Origin of the sequence: Brevibacterium yomogidense (assembly GCF_900163715.1) — a bacterium.
GTDB classification, from domain to species: Bacteria; Actinomycetota; Actinomycetes; order Actinomycetales; family Brevibacteriaceae; genus Brevibacterium; species Brevibacterium yomogidense_A.
This window is the reverse complement of sequence record NZ_FWFF01000020.1, coordinates 209,363-226,136: the sequence shown is the minus strand read 5'-3', so window position 1 is coordinate 226,136 and position 16,774 is coordinate 209,363. Positions and strand designations below refer to the sequence as shown.

Here is a 16,774-nt window from a genome sequence, read left to right as displayed (position 1 = left end):
ATCGAGTGTTCGACAAAGGTGTGGTGCAGATGCAGGAGTCGTCGCGACCCACTGTTTGGCCCCTCTACGTCGTCACCTTCCTCGCCACGTACACGATCGCCGTCGCCGCGATCTCCGCTCCCGGCATCCAGTACGGTCTGCAGATCTCCGAGTCCGGAACCTCCCTGGTCGTCGGCGCGTACTCTGCGACCTTCGCCGCGGGCCTCATCTTCTTCGGGCGACTGGGGGACCGGTGGGGTCGCCGGCGCATGTTCCGCGTGGGCACCCTGGCGCTGGCGATCACCGCGCTGCTCACGGCCAGCGCCCCGACCGTGGAGTTCCTCGTCGCTGCGCGACTGGTCCAGGGCTGTGCGGCAGCGGTCACCACGCCGCAGGTGCTCGCGAGCATCCAGTCGATCCTGCAGGGGAGTGCGCGGCTGCGTGCGGTGGGCCTCTACAGCGTCTTCGCCGGCAGCGGCACCGTGTCCGGCCAGGTGATCGGAGGGCTGGTCAACAGCGCTTTCGGCCCAGACCTGGGGTGGCGAGCCGCGTTCGCCACCGTGGGCGTGCTCGCCGTCATCGCGTGGGTGGGCGCGAGGCACCTCACGGAGACCCGATCGCCGAGGCCGCTGGGACTCGACGCCCGAGGCTCGGTGCTCGTGGCGCTGGCGCTGCTGTTCCTCATCGCCGGGCTCACGAATGTCGCGGCCATCGACCTGGTCGCGCCGCTGTCTCCACCGGGCCCGCTGCTGTGGACCGCGGGACTGCTGGGGGCCTCGGCGGTGTGCTTCGGCCTGCTGGCCCTGCACGCACGCCTGCGCGAGCGCTCGCAGCGTCCCTCGATCCTGCCGCTGGAGGTCATGCGGGAACCGGCGGTGCGCACCGGGATGGCGCTCGCGTGCCTGCTGTTCATGATGATCGGCGGGTTCGCCTACAACTACGCGATCCTCAGCCAGCAGGGCTATGGGCTGGCGCCCTGGGAATCGGGACTGGCGACCGCGACACTGGCGCTCGCCTTCGTCATCGCATCCGCCCTGGCCCCGCGGATCGTGGTGCGGCTGGGCGGCACGGTGCACGGAGGGCGGCGGACGCTGCTCATGGCATCGGTGATCCAGGGCGTCGGGCTCGTGGGCCTGGGCATCGTCGCGATCGTGGGCGTCGACCACTTCTTCGTCTGGTACCAGTTCGCAGGGGTGCTGATCGGCGGCGGACAGGGGCTCATGATGGGGCCGCTGGTGTCCGTCGTCATGGCCGCGGTGCCCGATGAGGCGGCGGGGCTGACCGGCGGGCTGGTGGCCACGGCGCAGCAGACGGGGATCGGGCTGGGCATCGCCGTGCTGTCGACGATCTTCGCGGGGCTGACCCAGCTGCTGCCGATGACGACTGCGTATGGCTGGACCACCCTGGCGACCGTGCTGCTCACGGTGCTGTTCGCCCTCTTCGCCGCGCGGATCGTGGAACAGGCTGAGGAGTAGCGGAACGGGCTGAGGGGCAGGGGCGCGTCACGCCTCCCCTGCCCCTCAGCCTGCACGCCCCGCGGAGGATCTCCGTCAGGGCACGTCGGTCAGAGCGTCGCCCTCAGGCGCCTCCGCCCAGGGTGACGCCGCCGTCTGCGACGACCAGCTCGCCGGTGATCCACGAAGCCTCGTCCGACAGGAGGAAGGCGGCCAGGGCCGCGATGTCCTCCGGGACGCCCAGGCGCTTGGCCGGGTAGGCGGCCGCGACCTTCTCCTCGCCCTCCTCGTAGAGCTTCTCCGCGAACTTCGTCTTCACGACGGCCGGGGCGATCGCGTTGACGCGGATGTCCGGGCCGAGCTCCATCGCGTACTGCTTGGTGATGTGCGTGATCATCTGCTTCGTCGCGCCGTAGAACCCGATCATGTGGGGCTGGCGGACTGCGGCGACCGACGACAGGTTGACGATCGATCCGCCGCGCTCCTTCATCGACGCCGCGTAGACCTTGCGCGTCCACTGCATGGTGGAGAGGACGTTCACGCTGAACAGCTTCGAGATCGCCCGGTCCTCCATGTCGATGAGGGGGCCGTAGACGGGGTTGATGCCGGTGTTGTTCACGAGGATGTCGACGGGTCCGAAGGCCTCGGTCACCTGGGCGATGGCCGCATCCTGGTGGGCGTCGTCGTCGCCCTTGCCGGCGGCGTAGATCGCTTTGTCGGGTCCGCCCAGCTGCTCGACCGCCTCTTTGAGGGCGTCCTCGCCGCGAGCGGTGAGCAGGACGCGGGCGCCCTCATCGACGAGTCGCTGGGCGATCCCCAGCCCGATGCCGCGCGATGCGCCGGTGACGATCGCGACCTTGTCCTGGAAACGTGCTGACATGTTCTCTCCTTCGAGCGGGGTCAGATCAAGTGCGTGGACACGGGTCCCGCACTTCTTATCGTTCGTTCAGAATCTTTCACACCTGCGTGTGCGGGTCAACGGAATTGAGGACGATCTCAAGTGACGGACTCATCGGCCTCTGCGGTTCGTCCTCCGCTGTGCGGACCCGGCCGGGCTCGCCGCAAGGACCCAGCCGGGCTTACTGTGCGGAGCCTGCCCGGCGCGTCGCTCGGAGCCGGTCGGGCAGACCGCTCGGATAGGGTCGGATCGGATACGTCCCCCGCGCACGTGCAGAAGGAGTCCCGCATGCCGCTGACCGATCAGACCGTAGCCGCCGTCACCGGTGCGCTCGCCTCCCTCCCGGTATCCGCGGAGTCGCAGTCGCTGTCGCACGGTACGACGCTGCTGACGCTGGGTCTGACGGTCGATGCTCCTGCGTCGCGGGTCTGGGACCATCTCACGCAGCCGGAGCTGCTGGCGCTCTGGTCGCCGATCGTCCCTGACCGTCCACTCACCGAGGTCGGTCCGGCCCAGTCCCAGGAGTCACCCGACGCCCCCGCGGCCGAGGCCCGGGTCATCGAACTGGAGCCCGGCACCGTCCTGCGCCATGCCTGGGGCATGGGCGAGGTGCTGTGGGAGCTCACGGAGTCCGAGGTCCACGTCGGCGCCGAGGCGGCCGAGCAGCCCATCGAGTCGACGCACCTCGCTCTGACCCAGACATTCGCACAGCAGGAGCTGGTGCCGATGACGGCGGCAGGCTGGCACGTGTGCTTCACGGTGCTCTCGCTGGTGCTCGACGGCCAGGACGTCGAGCGGGTCGTCGGTGAGGACGCGATGGCCGTGGGCTGGGACGCCCTGCGCGACGCCTACGTCCGCAACTTCGAACTCACCGACTGACGGCTCCGGCCGGCCGCCGACTACGGCCAGCTGACGGATACGGCCCCGGCCCCACCCAGCCCCGGGCCGTCCCCGGGCCGCAACGCAGGGTCGAGAGCTCAACACCTGCACGAATCCGGGACGCGGGCCGTGCGGATGTTGAACACTCGAATCCGCAGTACCGCCGCCGAGGTGCCGGTCGCCGCCACCGAGGTCCGATCACTGTGGCGACCGCCCCGCCAGTTCCTGCGCAGCTCGCTCCAGTGCCTCATCTGCGTCAGGTCCCGCTGCGATGAGGACGATGGCGGACGGCCCGGGAGCCGAACCAGACGGCCCGGGAACTGATCCACTGGAAACTGACTCACCGGGAGCCACCGAGCCGGGAGCCGATGACCCTGGGGCCGCCCCGGCCGGCTCGACCGTCACGAGTCCTCCTGCCAGCTGCACCGTGACCCACGCGCCCGCCGAGTCCTGCACGATCCCCTTCGCCCGCACCAGGTTCGGTTCGTGGGACCGCAGCACTTCGACGACCCCCTCGACGTCGATCGGTCCTGTCATGTCGACGGTGAGCGTCGAGTGGACCGCGGAATGCTCTGAAGAGGGATCCGACGGAGAATCCGGATGGCTGTCTGCGGGGCGGCCGGTCTCACGCGCGACACTCTCGAGAGCCCTGAGCGTGGCTGTCCAGTCCTCGCCCCGCACGACCTGCACAGGCACTTCTCCCGCAATCGCCTTGCACGCTTCCACCGTCAGCGAGATTCCCAAGTCGCCCGCCGCATCCGCCTTCGTCACCACCAGCAGGTCGGCAGCCGCGATCTGCGCCCGGACGATGTCGGCCACGTACTCGTCTCGCAGTCGCCTCACCGTCACCCCGGCATCGACGCACACGACTATCCCGCCGGGCCGGAATCCCGGGTAGGTCCTCCACGCGCCCAGCTGGGCGGGGTCGCCGATCCCGCTCACCTCGCACACGACGTGATCCAGGTCGTCGCGTGCCGCCAGTGCGCCCATGGTGCGCTGCACGTCGTCCGTGATCTGACAGCAGATGCACCCGTTCGTCAGCTCGATCGTGTCTGCTCCGGACGACCGGATGAGCGCCGCATCGATGTTCACGTCGCCGAAGTCGTTGACGACGACCGCTGCTCGCCCCAGCGCTCCGCTGCCCAGGACGTGGTTGATGAGCGTCGTCTTCCCCGACCCCAGGTAACCGCTCATCAGTGTGAGCGGCTTCGTGCGTGTACTCACCGCTCCTGCACGTTGCTGGCGAAGTGCTGGCCTCCCACTACGGTGCCGTGGATGCGGATGTCGCCCATGGCCTCGGGCGCGACCGCGAGCGGGTCCTCCGCGAGCACCGCCAGGTCTGCGAACTTGCCCGGCTCGATCGATCCGACCTCGTCGTCGCGTTTGAGCATGAACGCGCTGCCCAGCGTGATCGCCTCCAGCGCCGCCTCCGCACTGATCCGCTCGTTCTCACCCATGACACGTCCGGACTGCGTGAGGCGGGTCGCCGCGTGCTTCGCGGACGCGAGGGGCCCCAGCGGGGTGACGGGGGAATCGGAGTGCACGCTGATCGGCACGCCGCTCCGCAGAGCCGTGGCAGCCGCATTGTTCCGGCGCGCCCGATCAGGTCCCATCGTGAGGTCCAGGTGCTGGTCGCCCCACTGCCAGATGTGGTTGGAGAAGATGTTCGCGCACGCGCCCAGGGCCGCGAGCCTGCGGTACTGCGCGGGGGTGGACATCTGCGAGTGCGTGCACGTGTGGCGGTGATCGGGCCGCGGGTGCGCGATGAGCACCCGCTCGAGGGTGTCGAGGAACAGCTGGGTCGACTGGTCGCCGTTGCAGTGGACGTGGATGAGCAGCCCGGCCTGGTGGAAGACCTCGAACGCGCGGTGGAACTCCTCCGGGCTCACGTTCCACATGCCGTTGGGCTGATCGCCGTAGTAGCCGGGCTCCCGCACCCGTGCGGTGAAGCCCTGCAGCGTGCCGTCGAGCATGAGCTTCACGGCACCGAACCGCAGCTTGTTCGTGGATGCATCCTGCAGCCCGATGAGCCGCTGCGCGTCCTCGACGAGGCCGGAGGACACCGGGCCCACGCCCGCACCGAAGTGGAAGACGTGCAGCCGAGCGGGGTAGTCGTCACCCACCGCGCCGCGGTACAGGTCGACCCCCTCGTCGCTCATGAGCAGGCGCGATCCCAGGTCCGTCACGGTCGTCGTGCCGGTGTTCACCGCGTTCTGGCCGAACTTCGCGAGTGCCTCCGCATCGACGCTCAGCAGGTCGCTGTTCTTCGCCAGCTCCTGCACGAGCCCCATCGCCGCGAACTCGTGCAGCTCGCCGTTGGGCCTGCCGTCCGCGTCGAGCGAGACGCCCTCGACGTCCGTCGCCTCATCCACCCCGCACCGCCGGATCGCCGCGGTGTTGACGGTGCACGCGTGGCCGCTCGCGTGATTGATAAAGATCGGGCGCGTCGTGGACACCCGGTCGAGGTCAGGTGCAGTGAGAGGCTGCCCGTCGAAGAAGATCGGGTCGAGACCCCACGCGATCATCGTGCGGTCCGGGTCCTTGAGCTTCCCCTCCTCCGCTCGCAGTCGGGAGATGACGTCCTCGACCGATCGGCAGCCTGGCCAGTGCACACCATCGGGGTCCGTGCGGTCGACGAACCCGATGTACGTCCCCTTCCAGACGTTGCCGGTGCCGGCATGGCTGTGGGCCTCGACGAATCCGGGCAGCAGGACCGCGTCCTTGTACCGATCGTCGACGACGGCGCGTGGGTAGGTGAGCAGCTCCTCCACCGTCCCGACGGCGCGGAAGCGGTCTCCGCGCACCGCGACGGCCTCGGCGGTGGGGCAGGTGGGATCCATCGTCCGCACCAGCCGTGCGGGGTAGATGATCGTCGGTTCTGCGGCCGACTGCTGGGACGGGCCGGTCGTGGACGGATCAGTCATGGGAGGCTCCTTTGCCGTGTCCGATGATGCGGGCGGTGACGCTTCCCTCATCCTGCCAAACGACCCGGCGCCCGACCCACCGCATCTCACACTCCAGCCCACCCCACAGCCCACGTAGACTCATCCGCATGGGAAAGAAGTCCAAGAAGTCCAAGGAAGAGATCATCGCCAAGCGCCTCGCGAAGGCGAAGGCGGGCGCATGGGTGCCGCGGCCGTTCGACGGCCTGCCGTTCGAGGCGGACCTCGTCTGCCTGCGTGAGCTGGTCCCCGCCGCCACCGCCACCGCGAAGCTGACGGAGGAGTACGGGGGCCGCGAGGTCACCTTCGCCTCGCTGCTGCCCGCCGCATGGCAGGCGCTGCACCGCCAGGACGGCCTCCTCATGGCGGGCCTGCAGGTGCCGTTCTCCTCGCCGGACCCGTCCCGCGACATCGCCGCCGCGCTGCTGGCCGTCGCCGAGGGCGAGCCCGGCACATTCCGCGAGGTCGACTCCCAGCCGGGCGAGGGCCCGCGCCTGCAGGACATCCTCGACCTCTCCGTGCCCTTCGACGTCACCGTCCACGAGACGTTCGACTTCTGGCTCCCGGAGGACGAATCGCAGCGTGACGAGGACGTCGTCGCCGCGCTCGACCAGGCCAACGAGGCGATCAGCCCCACGGAGAAGCTCGTGTCCGCCCCCGCCGCGTACTGGACCAAGATGGCGGGCCGCGTCTACGTCCGCTGGGCGCACACGGAGGACGAGGACACCGTCCTCAACGCCCTGGCCCGCCTGCACGCCGCGGGCGGCAACGACATGGGCGCGGACAGCGGCAAGTACCTGGGCTGCTTCCGCGCCCACGGCATCGCGGTCCCCGTCTGGGAGTTCGCGCCGGACACGCAGCCGGACGATCTCGAGGAGGGCCTCGCGGCCTTCGTCACCCGGTTCGACGAGGCCGCCGCCGTCACCGCACCGCTCGAGCACGAAGAGCGCCGAGCGAAGGCCGGCGTGGTCTCGCGCCAGCTGACCATCCGATGAGCACACCCGTGCAGAACTCCGCCGCCGAGGTCCCGGCCGGCACCCCGCACGCCGTCGCCGTGATCATCCCGGCGAAGGACGAGGAGGACCGGATCGCGGCGACCGTCGCCTCGGCGAAGCTGATCCCCGGTGCCGACCTGGTCCTCGTCGTCGACGACGGCTCGTCGGACGACACGGGGCCGCGCGCTCGCGCGGCCGGCGCCCAGGTCGTCACCCACCGCACCAACAAGGGCAAGGCCCAGGCGATGATGACGGGTTCGTTCGCCGTGCGGAACCGGGAGATCTCCGAGCTGGCCCCGGGGGAGCAGGCGCGCCACCGCGCGCTGCTGTTCATCGACGGGGACCTCGAGGACTCCGCCGTGAACACGGCACCGCTGGCCGGGCCGGTCCTTGCCGGCGAAGCGGACGCGACGATCGCGGTCCTGCCCGCGCAGAAGCGTGCGGGCGGCGGGTTCGGCTTCGTCGTCGGCCTCGCGAAGAAGGGCATCGAGCGGCTGTCCGGGTTCCAGGCCACCCAGCCGCTGTCCGGCATGCGCTGCATGACCCGGGAAGCGTTCACGGCGACCCAGCCGTTCGCCCCGGGGTGGGGCGTCGAGACCGGCATGACGATCGATCTCGTCTGGGCCGGCATGCGCGTGCGCGAGGTCGAATGCGACCTCCACCACCGCGTGACGGGCCGCGACCTCCGAGCACAGCTGCACCGCGCCGCCCAGTACCGGGACGTCGCGCGTGCGCTCGCCGCCCGTGAGCTGCGCGGTCGTGTGAGCGGTGGCCGACGGCCGGGTCGCGAAACCGGAGGCGCGCTCTCGTGACGGACCAGTCCAGCACGCGGTACGCCTACCTGGGCCCCGCGGCGACCTTCACCGAGGCCGCCCTGATCGGCCTCCTCACGGAGCGCGGAGTGCTCGAGACGGCCGAGCGCATTCCGATGCGCTCCGCCGACGCGATGCTCGAGGCGGTGCGCGCGGGCGAGGTCGATGCGGCGGTCGTGCCCATCGAGAACTCGGTCGAGGGAGGCGTGCCGGCCACCCTCGATGCGCTGACCCGCTACGGTCGGCTGCAGATCGTCGCCGAGGCCGTCGTCCCCGTCCGCTTCGTGCTCGCCGCCCTGCCGGGGACGGTCACGCGCGAGACGCTCAGGTCCTACGGCACCCACCCGCACGCGGAGGCGCAGACGCGGCTCTGGATGCAGCGGAACGCGCCCCAGGCCGAGTACCGGGTGACGTCCTCGACGGCGGCGGCCGCGCAGGAACTGGCGGCGTCCGCGGAGCCGGCGGGGGCCTCGGCGGGGGCGGCGGGTTCGACGGACCTGCCCTACCAGGCGGTCATCGGGCCGCTGCTGGCGGCGCAGACGTACGGGCTCGAGGTGCTCGCCGACGACATCGGCGACAACACGCTGGCGGAGACGCGGTTCATCTGCGTCGAGCGCCCGGGCGCGATCCCGGAGCCCACCGGCTGGGACCGAACGACGATCGTCGTGGGGCTGGCGAGCGACAGGGCCGGTGCGCTGCTGGAGATGCTCGAGCAGCTGTCCGCCCGCGGCGTGAACATGTCACGCATCGAATCGCGGCCCACCGGCGACGGGCTGGGCCTGTACCAGTTCTCGATCGACGTACTGGGCCACGTGGCGGAGGCGCGTGTGGCCGAGGCGCTGCGCGGCATCCACCGCGTTGCGGGGTCCGTGAAGTTCCTGGGCTCGTACCCCATGGCATCGGCCACCCGCACAGAGCTGAACGGAACGAAGAAGGCCGTCGATCCGCGGGTCGCGGACGACGCGTTCGACCGGGCGCAGGCGTGGCTCGACGACGTGACGGGCCGGTAGACTGCGGTGAACTCCGACCCGACCCGCAAGGACGCCTGTGTCTCAGAATCCTGACTTCGATGCGATCTTCGGCTCCGACGATGCGACGACTGCATCGGGCGGGGCCGCTGCGACGCGGACCGCTGCCCGCCCGCGCAAGAAGAAGACCGGTCGGAAGCTCCTGGCGATCCTCCTCGTCCTGGTCCTGCTCGTCGTCGCGGCCATCGCCGCCTACGTGTTCTACCTGGGCAGCCTGTGGAACGACAACTCGAACCAGATGGGTGAGGACGCGGTGTTCGGCGGCCAGCAGCCGGTCGCGGAGGACGACGGGGCCCTGAACATCCTCCTGCTGGGCTCCGACGCCCGTGACGAGGACGTCGACTACTCCGGCGATTCCAGCGGCAACCGCTCGGACACGATCATGGTCATGCACCTGAGCGGTGACCGCCAGGGCGCGCAGATCATGTCGATCCCCCGCGACACCTGGGTGGACATCGAGGGCCACGGGCAGGGGAAGATCAATGCGGCCATGAGCCACGGCGGACTCCCGCTCGCCACGCAGACCGTCAGCGACTTCATCGACGCACCCATCCACCACGTCGCGATCATGGACTTCGAGGGCTTCCAGGCGCTCACTGACAGCGTGGGCGGCGTGACGGTGGAATCGGAGAGCTCCTTCGAATCCGGCGGCCATTCCTTCACCGAGGGCGCGAACGAACTCTCCGGCGAGGAAGCGCTGGCGTTCGTCCGGGCGCGCAAGAACTTCGCGGACGGCGACCTCCAGCGCATCCGCAACCAGCAGGCGTTCCTCTCCGGACTCATGGACGAGATCATCACGGCCGGCACCCTGGGCAACCCCGTGAAGGTGGCGGGCTTGGTGCGGGACTTCTCCCCCTACATGACGGTGGACGACAAGCTGGACTCCTCGAAGATCGCATCGCTGGCCTACGAGATGCGCAGCATGCGGTCGGGGGACATGCAGTTCTTCTCCGCTCCGATCGCAGGTGCGGGCCGGTCGGGCGACGGGCAGGCGATCCTCAACGTCGACGAGGAGGAGCTCGAGACGATCAGGGACGCGTTCGCCGACGATGCCGTGGACGAGTACGCGGACAGTGCGGAGTCAGTCCACCTCTGACGGGGCGGAGGACGGCTCGAAGATGCCTCACGAATGAGTTCTGGTCTTTGAGCTGAGCCTGTCGTGCGTTCTGCGAACAGGCCGTCGACCCGTTCAGTCCTGCGGCGAGAGGTGCTGGACCGGCTCGATGTCCAGCAGGGAGCGCAGGCGCGACAGGTCGTAGGTCCGCTCCCGCACGTACGCCTCGATCTCCGCGGTCGTGTGCGGCGGACGGTTCCTGGCAGTCGGCGCCTTGATGCGCTTCTGGGCGATCCACGCGCGCGCCTTCGCCAGGTCGGCCGGACGAGAATCGAGCGTCATATGCGGGTGATCCGTCCGCGCGATGTAGGTGTTGATCGCCTCGTGGAGCACGTAGGGCTGCGGATCCGCGATGTTCACCGGGCCGCTGACGCGTGGGCGGTCGAGTCCCGCGATCGCTGCGGCGACGACGGTGTCCACATGCGCGAGCATCGTCCGGTTCTTCGCACCGTCAGGCAGGGTGAGGACGCCCCGTCGTGAGAAGCGCGTGAGCGCCTCGATCACGCCGTCGTCCTGACCGGGGGAGTAGAGGCGTGCGGGACGCAGCACCAGGGCGTCGGGGCGGACGCGCGTGAGCACGCCCTCTGCGAGCGCTGCGGTCCGCGCGAACTCATCGCGGTACTCGTCGATGTCGAGCGGCCCGGCCTCCTCGTAGAGCCGCGCATGATCCCGGTGCAGTCCGTAGACGGCGGTCGAGGACAGGTGGATGAAGCGTGCGCGGGGGAAGGCGTCGAGCACCTTCCGCGTGCCGACGACGTTGATGTCGTGGAAATCCTCCGGCGCACCCCAGTCGGTGCTCAGTCGGGCGCAGTGGACGACCGCGGTGACGCGTCGTGCGAGCGCCGTGACGTCGACGGGTGCGTTCTGGCGGAGGTCCCAGTCGATGTGGTGGACGTGCGACGGGAGGTCGGGGTTCTGTCGGCCGACGGTGAGGACGGGGGTGCCGCGCGCCAGCAGATCGCGCACGACGGCCTCTCCGACCAGTCCGGTGGCGCCGGTGACGATGACGGTCATGGGGTGGCGGGCTCCTCATTCCAAGGGGGTCGGCACCAGGCTAGCCTGTGGCGCGGGTTCAGCGGCCCTTCCACTCCGGTGCGCGCTTGGTGAGGAACGCGTCGATCCCCTCCTGCGCGTCATCGAGCACCGCGTTCGCGGCCATCGTCTTCGACATCTCCTGGTACGCGTCCTCGACGGGCATGCTGACCTGGCGGTAGAACGCCTCCTTGCCGATCGCCACGGTGGCGGAGGACGCCTGCGCGATCTTCACCGCGAGTTCGTCCGTGGCGCGGATCAGCTGGTCGTCGTCCACGACGTCCGACACCATCCCCAGCTCCAGCGCCCGCTCCGCGCTGACGGGGTCGCCGGTCAGCAGCATCCGCATGGCCTGCTTGGTGGGCAGGGCGCGCGCGATGGCCACGCCCGGGGTGGAGCAGAACAGTCCGATCTTCACGCCCGGCGTGGCGAACGCGGCGGACTTCGCCGCGACCACCAGATCGCACGTCGCCGCCAGCTGCGCACCCGCAGCGGTCGCCAGCCCGTGGACGCGGGCGATGACGGGCTGGGGGATCCGCTGGATCGTGAGCATGAGCTCCGTGCAGACGTCGAAGATCTCCTGCTGGCGGGCGTGATCCGCGCCCCGGACCTCCTTGAGGTCGTGGCCGGACGAGAAGATGGGGCCCTCTGCCGCGAGGACGACGACGTGGACGGAGGTGTCCTCGCCGATCGCGGCGAGTGCGTCGCGCAGCCGGCTCATGAGTTCGGTCGACAGCGCGTTGCGGGTCTGCGGTGAGTTGAGGGTGAGCGTCGTGACGGTGCCCTGCGTGGAGGAGAGGATCAGATCAGCCATGTCGCCATGCTAGGCGTCACATCATCGCGATGACAGAATGGTCCAGAAATGTCACATTGAGTGGAATAGGCTCAACTTTGATGATGTTCTTCTGGCATACGAATCATCCCTGTGGGAAGAAGGACCTATGGAAGCGAAGTTCACCACCAAGAGTCAGGAAGTGCTGGGGGCTGCGGCGAAGGACGCCGTGGCCCGCGGTCACGGCCACATCGAACCCGCCCACCTGCTCGCCCAGCTCGTGGCCCAGCCGGACAGCATCGCGGTGTCGCTGCTGGAAGCCGCGGGGGCCTCGGCGGCGGATGCGGCGAGTGCCGCGAAGCGAGTGCTCGACGGCCAGCCGACCGTCTCCGGATCATCCGTGACCCAGCCGGGCCTCTCGCGGCCGTCCATGCAGCTCATCAATGCGGCGGAGCAGGAGATGCAGGCGCTGGGCGACCAGTTCGTCTCCACCGAGCACCTGCTGCTGGGGGCGGCGGCGGACACCGGCGACATCGGCCAGGCGCTGCAGCGCGCCGGCGCGGGCCGCGACGCGCTGCTGGCCGTGCTGGACCAGGTGCGCGGCGGGAAGAAGGTCACCAGCGAGGACCCGGAGTCCACGTTCCAGTCGCTCGAGAAGTTCGGCGTCGACCTCACCGCGGTCGCGCGCGAGGGCAAGCTGGACCCCGTGATCGGCCGCGACGCGGAGATCCGCCGGGTCGTGCAGGTGCTCAGCCGCCGCACGAAGAACAACCCGGTGCTGATCGGCGAGCCCGGCGTCGGCAAGACCGCCGTCGTGGAAGGCCTCGCGCAGCGCATCGTCGCCGGTGACGTGCCGGAATCGCTGCGGAACAAGCAGCTCGTCAGCCTGGACCTGTCCGCGATGGTCGCGGGCGCCAAGTACCGCGGCGAGTTCGAGGAGCGGCTCAAGGCCGTGCTCGAGGAGATCAAGGAGTCCGACGGCGAGGTCGTCACGTTCATCGACGAGATCCACACGCTCGTTGGCGCGGGCGCCGGCGGCGATTCGTCGATGGACGCCGGCAACATGCTCAAGCCCATGCTGGCGCGCGGCGAGCTGCGCATGATCGGCGCGACCACACTGGACGAGTACCGGGAGAACATCGAGAAGGACCCCGCGCTGGAGCGCCGCTTCCAGCAGGTGTTCGTGGGCGAGCCCAGCGTCGAGGACTCCGTCGCGATCCTCCGCGGGCTCAAGGAGCGCTACGAGGCGCACCACAAGGTGACGATCGCGGACTCCGCCCTGGTCGCCGCGGCATCGCTGTCGAACCGGTACATCGCTGATCGGCAGCTGCCGGACAAGGCGATCGACCTGGTCGACGAGGCCGCCTCCCGCCTGCGCATGGAGATCGACTCCGCACCCATCGAGATCGACGAGCTGCAGCGCTCCGTCGACCGCCTCAAGATGGAGGAGATGGCGCTGTCGAACGAATCCGACGCGGCTTCGAAGGAGCGCCTGAAGGCGCTGCAGCAGGAGCTCGCGGACAAGCAGGAGGACCTGGCCGGCCTCACCGCCGTCTGGGAGCGCCAGCGTGCGGGCCTCAACCGGGTGGGCGACCTCAAGGAGAAGCTCGACGACCTGCGCAACCAGGCCGAGGTCGCCCGCCGCGACACGGACCTGGCGACCGCCTCCCGCCTGCTCTACGGGGAGATCCCCGCCGTGGAGAAGGAGATCGCCGCCGCCGAGGCCGCTGAGGCAGAGGATGCGGGCTCCGGTTCCGGGACGGGCACCGGCCGGCCCATGGTGGGCGACCACGTCACGGCCGACGACATCGCCGAGGTCGTCGCCGCCTGGACCGGCATTCCCGCCGGCCGCCTGCTGCAGGGGGAGCGGGAGAAGCTGCTCCACGCGGAGGACGAGATCGGCAGGCGGCTCATCGGCCAGCACGCGGCGGTCGAGACGGTGTCGGACGCGATCAGGCGATCGCGCGCGGGAGTGTCCGATCCGGACAGGCCCACGGGCTCGTTCCTGTTCCTGGGCCCCACGGGTGTGGGCAAGACGGAGCTGGCGAAGTCCCTGGCCGACTTCCTCTTCGATGACGAGCGCGCGATGATCCGCGTCGACATGAGCGAGTACGGCGAGAAGCACTCCGTGTCCCGCCTGGTCGGCGCGCCTCCCGGGTACGTGGGCTATGAGTCCGGCGGTCAGCTCACCGAGGCCGTCCGCCGGCGACCGTACTCCGTCGTGCTGCTGGACGAGGTCGAGAAGGCCCACCCGGACGTGTTCGACATCCTGCTGCAGGTTCTGGACGACGGCCGGCTGACGGACGGGCAGGGGCGGACCGTGGACTTCCGGAACACGATCCTCATCCTCACCTCCAACCTGGGCTCGCAGTTCCTGGTGGATCAGAGCCTGGGCGCGGACGAGCGGCGCGCCAAGGTCATGGACGTCGTGAACCTGTCGTTCAAGCCGGAGTTCCTCAACCGCCTGGACGACGTCGTCGTGTTCGACGCGCTCAGCACGAGGGAGCTGGCCCGGATCGTCGACCTGCAGATCGCGGCGATGCAGAAGCGGCTGGCGGAGAAGCGGATCACGCTCACCGCGACGGATGCGGCGAAGGACTGGCTGGCGATCGAGGGCTACGACCCGGCCTACGGCGCTCGCCCGCTGCGCAGGCTGGTGCAGCGCGAGATCGGGGATCGACTGGCCAAGCAGATCCTGTCCGGCGACGTCCACGACGGCGATGCCGTGACGGTGGACCGTCCCGCCGAGTTCGAGGAGAAGGGGCTGAGGCTGACCGCCGTGCGGTGACGTGAGCGGCCCTCCCTCAGCCCTCTGCGGCCTCGGGCACCGGCAGGCGCAGCTGCGCGGTGTCCGCGATGCGCAGGACGACCTCGTCCCCGGAGAGCTCCGTGTCCGGGTAATGGGCCCACAGGGTGATCGGCTCGCCGGCGAGGTCCGTGCCCAGGGGCGAGCCCTGGGCGCACAGGCAGTCGGTCGTCGACGCGGTCGTGGGGGAGAGCAGCGTCTGCGCCTCCTCGTCGAGGATGCTGAAGTCCGCGGCGCTGGGCTGCTCGGACTGTCCCGCGTAGGGGTTGGGGCCGAAGTGCTGGTCGCCGGCGGCCGGCTGGAGCACGGACAGTGCGTCGGCCTCGTAGGAGCCGGAGGCCGTGCGAACCTGCGCCTCGAGTCGGATGCCGTCGTCGGTGCGCTCGAAGGCGGTGACGGCGATCTGGATCTCCGCATCGTCGCCCTCGCCGCGCCCTGTCATGACGCCCTCCGCGAGCGCTTCCGACGTGGCATTCGATGCGTTCTCCATGTCCGGGATGTCCGGCAGCTCACGGCCGGCGTCGACGGATGCGTCGACGTCCTCGACGGACTCGAACGAGAAGGACACGCGCCGGTTCTTCTCCTGGTTCGACTCGATCGCCCTGTCCTGGGAGTCACGATTCGGGACCGCTGGTCGCGACTCTCCGAAGCCCTCCGTCTCCAGGGTGATGTCGGAGCCATCGAGGCGCTGCGCCATCTCCTCCTCGACCGCTGCGGCGCGTCTCTCGGAGAGGTCCTGGTTGTAGTCGTCCTCACCTTCGTCATCGGTGTGGCCCTCGATCGTGACCGTCTTCCCGGCGGCATCCTCCTCCAGCTGCGCGGCGGAGTCGTCAAGGATGTCCTGGGCCTCGCCCGTCAGCTCATCGGAATCGAATTCGAAGAGGACGTCCGCGGGCAGGTTCACGCGCGTGATCTCCTGGTCCTTCTCGACGAAGGAGCCGCCGACGGTCTCCGCCGTGGAGGTGAGCGGGAGGGTCCGGGAGATCGTGGCACCCGCGCCGTAGTCCCACGGGAACTCCTGGGAGATCGACGAGCTGTTCGCGATGCGAGTGAGCTCCGTGTCGTAGGTGAACTCCTCACCCTGGCTCACGGGCACATCCGCAAGGGGCTCGAGGTGCTCGCCGGCGAGGATGTCCACCTGGTCGCCGGACGGGGCGGGGAAGTCGAGGTAGAAGAGCTCCGTGGGACCGCTGCTGGGATCGCCGGGCACGCTCGTGGCCAGGGCGGAGCACACGCACTGGGTCTTGTGGACCGTATCCGGGGCGGGGCCGGCCTCCGAGACGTCCGCCGGAGCGCTGGGGTCGAAGTTGCCGCTGCCGCCGTCGTGCTGAAGCGGCTCGAGGAGGGTGTTGGACTCCTGGTCGACCAGTCGCACCCACGGGCGCAGCCCCACGCTCTCAGCAGAGCTGGTGAGCGCGTTCGAGGCCAGGCCCTCGCCCTCGGACGGCTGCAGCCATGCACCGATGAGTCGGACGTGCTCACCATCCGAGTCGAGCGAGACGATCTGCAGCTTCGCGCTGCCGGTCCCGTCCTGCGTGGGAACGGTCACCACGCGCTCCGCGAGGGGATCCGGCAGGGTGTTCGCGCGGTGGAAGCCGTCCTCCTCGACGACCGCCGGTGGTGCCTCCGAGGCCTCGGAGGTCGTGCCGGCGTCTGGTCCGGAGTGCCGTTCGCTTCCGCCGTCACCCCCTCCATCGTCGCCTCCGGAGGTGCATCCGGAGAGCGTGAGGACGGCGGCGAGAACCAGGGCGCCCGCGCGCCCCGGATTCCACCCGGACATGCGTCGGGAAGGCCGTGTCAGTGCGTGCATGGGGCCGAGAGTACACGAGCCGAACGGTCGTCCAATGTTCAATGTATGCCGTGTGACCTGCGGTGATACTAGCGAGAACTGTAGGTTAACGGATGGTTGATCCGGCCTTCTGGCTCTGATCCCGGTGGTAGCGTCACCGGCGGATTGCGCCCCAACGTCCGATTCCGGACACGTCATGGGTCTCTGTCTCCAGCTCACTTTCCCTGCCCTGCTCCCAGTGGCACCTTCCCGATGAGAGGACCCGATGACGGCG

Annotated in this window: 13 protein-coding genes; 7 read left to right on the top strand and 6 right to left on the bottom strand. The window is 69.6% G+C overall.

Going from position 1 to position 16,774, the window contains the following annotated elements; translation table 11 throughout:
- Positions 1 to 29: 29 nt before the first annotated feature.
- A complete protein-coding gene (locus FM105_RS13530) occupies positions 30 to 1,454 on the top strand; it encodes an MFS transporter (protein ID WP_143275894.1) in 1,425 nt (474 codons plus the stop codon).
- 103 nt (positions 1,455 to 1,557) lie between these two features.
- Here the strand turns inward: FM105_RS13530 and FM105_RS13525 are convergent, their stop codons facing one another.
- Positions 1,558 to 2,313, bottom strand: a complete 756-nt coding sequence (locus tag FM105_RS13525) for an SDR family oxidoreductase (RefSeq protein WP_087009093.1) — start codon at positions 2,311 to 2,313, stop codon at positions 1,558 to 1,560.
- A 306-nt stretch (positions 2,314 to 2,619) separates the two neighbouring features.
- Between FM105_RS13525 and FM105_RS13520 the strand changes: the two genes are divergently transcribed.
- On the top strand, positions 2,620 to 3,210 hold the full coding sequence (locus tag FM105_RS13520) for an SRPBCC domain-containing protein (protein WP_087009091.1): 591 nt from the start codon (positions 2,620 to 2,622) through the stop codon (positions 3,208 to 3,210).
- A 198-nt stretch (positions 3,211 to 3,408) separates the two neighbouring features.
- Here the strand turns inward: FM105_RS13520 and FM105_RS13515 are convergent, their stop codons facing one another.
- On the bottom strand, positions 3,409 to 4,434 hold the full coding sequence (locus FM105_RS13515; protein ID WP_143275893.1) for a CobW family GTP-binding protein: 1,026 nt from the start codon (positions 4,432 to 4,434) through the stop codon (positions 3,409 to 3,411).
- On the bottom strand, positions 4,431 to 6,134 hold the full coding sequence (locus FM105_RS13510; RefSeq protein WP_087009087.1) for an amidohydrolase: 1,704 nt from the start codon (positions 6,132 to 6,134) through the stop codon (positions 4,431 to 4,433). The genes FM105_RS13515 and FM105_RS13510 overlap by 4 nt, the downstream gene beginning before the upstream one ends.
- A 128-nt stretch (positions 6,135 to 6,262) precedes the next feature.
- Between FM105_RS13510 and FM105_RS13505 the strand changes: the two genes are divergently transcribed.
- Genes FM105_RS13505 through FM105_RS13490 form a run of 4 tightly spaced genes read left to right on the top strand, consistent with a single transcriptional unit; the run spans position 6,263 to position 10,083 of the window.
- Entirely contained in the window at positions 6,263 to 7,147 is an 885-nt protein-coding gene (locus tag FM105_RS13505; protein ID WP_087009085.1) for a DUF5926 family protein, read from the top strand.
- Complete coding sequence (locus FM105_RS13500) at positions 7,144 to 7,959, top strand: glycosyltransferase family 2 protein (RefSeq protein WP_087009083.1); 816 nt, start codon at positions 7,144 to 7,146, stop codon at positions 7,957 to 7,959. Before FM105_RS13505 ends, FM105_RS13500 begins: the two co-directional genes overlap by 4 nt.
- The gene (gene pheA / locus FM105_RS13495) at positions 7,956 to 8,969 is read left to right on the top strand and encodes a prephenate dehydratase (protein ID WP_087009081.1); all 1,014 of its coding nucleotides are present in this window, start codon (positions 7,956 to 7,958) and stop codon (positions 8,967 to 8,969) included. Before FM105_RS13500 ends, pheA begins: the two co-directional genes overlap by 4 nt.
- 37 nt (positions 8,970 to 9,006) lie before the next feature.
- Entirely contained in the window at positions 9,007 to 10,083 is a 1,077-nt protein-coding gene (locus tag FM105_RS13490) for an LCP family protein (RefSeq protein WP_087009079.1), read from the top strand.
- A 93-nt stretch (positions 10,084 to 10,176) separates the two neighbouring features.
- Here FM105_RS13490 and FM105_RS13485 read toward each other — a convergent pair whose 3' ends face one another.
- Positions 10,177 to 11,115, bottom strand: coding sequence for an NAD-dependent epimerase/dehydratase family protein (locus FM105_RS13485; protein ID WP_087009078.1), 939 nt, complete (start codon positions 11,113 to 11,115; stop codon positions 10,177 to 10,179).
- 58 nt (positions 11,116 to 11,173) lie between these two features.
- Positions 11,174 to 11,947 carry an enoyl-CoA hydratase gene (locus FM105_RS13480; RefSeq protein ID WP_087009076.1) on the bottom strand — a complete coding sequence of 258 codons (774 nt, stop codon included), beginning with the start codon at positions 11,945 to 11,947 and terminating at the stop codon, positions 11,174 to 11,176.
- 127 nt (positions 11,948 to 12,074) lie between these two features.
- Between FM105_RS13480 and clpB the strand changes: the two genes are divergently transcribed.
- Positions 12,075 to 14,693, top strand: coding sequence for an ATP-dependent chaperone ClpB (clpB, locus tag FM105_RS13475; protein ID WP_087009074.1), 2,619 nt, complete (start codon positions 12,075 to 12,077; stop codon positions 14,691 to 14,693).
- Positions 14,694 to 14,709: 16 nt separating this feature from the next.
- Here clpB and FM105_RS13470 read toward each other — a convergent pair whose 3' ends face one another.
- A complete protein-coding gene (locus tag FM105_RS13470) occupies positions 14,710 to 16,521 on the bottom strand; it encodes an OmpA family protein (RefSeq protein ID WP_143275892.1) in 1,812 nt (603 codons plus the stop codon).
- Positions 16,522 to 16,774 lie beyond the last annotated feature (253 nt).